This window comes from Nocardia sp. NPDC050799, from assembly GCF_040654015.1.
Classification (GTDB): Bacteria; Actinomycetota; Actinomycetes; order Mycobacteriales; family Mycobacteriaceae; genus Nocardia.
The window spans coordinates 1-1,032 of the sequence record NZ_JBFAHF010000139.1 but is presented as its reverse complement, the minus strand read 5'-3'; the positions used below and the strand labels follow the sequence as shown (position 1 = coordinate 1,032).

2 protein-coding genes are annotated in these 1,032 nt (G+C 62.5%); both read left to right on the top strand.

Annotated elements, in window-relative coordinates; all coding sequences use genetic code 11:
- Nucleotides 1–552 (top strand): LysE family translocator (locus AB0H42_RS35950; RefSeq protein WP_357064397.1); only part of this gene is annotated, 552 nt, incomplete at its 5' end.
- A 10-nt stretch (nt 553–562) separates the two neighbouring features.
- On the top strand, nt 563–1,032 hold a 470-nt coding region (locus AB0H42_RS35945), incomplete at its 3' end, for a PhzF family phenazine biosynthesis isomerase (RefSeq protein ID WP_357064394.1).

Here is a 1,032-nt window from a genome sequence, read left to right as displayed (position 1 = left end):
ATCACGCCAGGCCCCAATAACCTGCTGCTGACCACCTCCGGTGCTAACTTCGGCTTTATGCGTTCGCTGTGGCTGATGATTGGCATCATGCTCGGCATGCAAAGCATTTTGCTGCTGGTGGCCTTCGGCGTCGGCAGCCTGATCCTGGTTTACCCGTCGCTGCACCTGATCCTGAAAATCCTCGGCAGTTTGTACCTGCTGTGGCTGGCGTGGAAAGTCGCCACCGCCGCCTATGAAAAGCTGGAAACCGACGTGGCGCCGCCGCAGCCGGTGCGGCTGTATCAGGGCTGGCTGCTGCAGTTCCTCAACCCGAAAGCCTGGCTGATGGCGCTGGGCGCGGTGGCGAGCTTCAGCCTGGCGGGCGATAAGTACAACGGTTCCATCGCGGCGATCGCGCTGGGCATTTTGGCGGTAAACATCGTCGCCGGCGTTATCTGGCTGGCGTTCGGTACCCTGATCGGCCGCCTGCTGCGCAGCAAAAAGGCCTGGGTTATCTTCAACGTTTCCATGGGGTTGTTGACCGCAGCCTGTGTGTTACTGATCTGGCATTAAGGAGTGAACGATGGCGGAAAATTATTATCACGTGGTTGCTTTTACCGGCAAAGGGCTGCGCGGCAACCCGGCCGGGGTTTGCCTGCTGACGCAGCCGCTGCCGGCGGAGCGGTTGCAGGCGATCGCCAACGAGATCGGCCTGCCGGAAACCAGCTTTGTTTGGGATGACGGCGACATGACCGCCATTCGCTGGTTTACCCCGGAGCGTGAGGTCGATCTTTGCGGCCACGGCACGCTGGCGGCGGCGCATGTGATGTTCAGCGCGGTTAACCCGGCGCTGAAGGATATTCGCTTCCGTTCGGCCGGCGGCGAGCTGTTCGTCAAGCGCGATGCGCAGGACGGGGAGCGGCTGGTGCTTGATTTCCCCGCCAGGCCGCCGCAGAAAGTCGCCGAACCGGCGGGCCTCGCGGCGCTGCTGGGCGTGCAGCCGCAGGAAGTGTGGCAGGCGAAAGCGCTGCTGGTGGTGGTGGAAAATGAGGC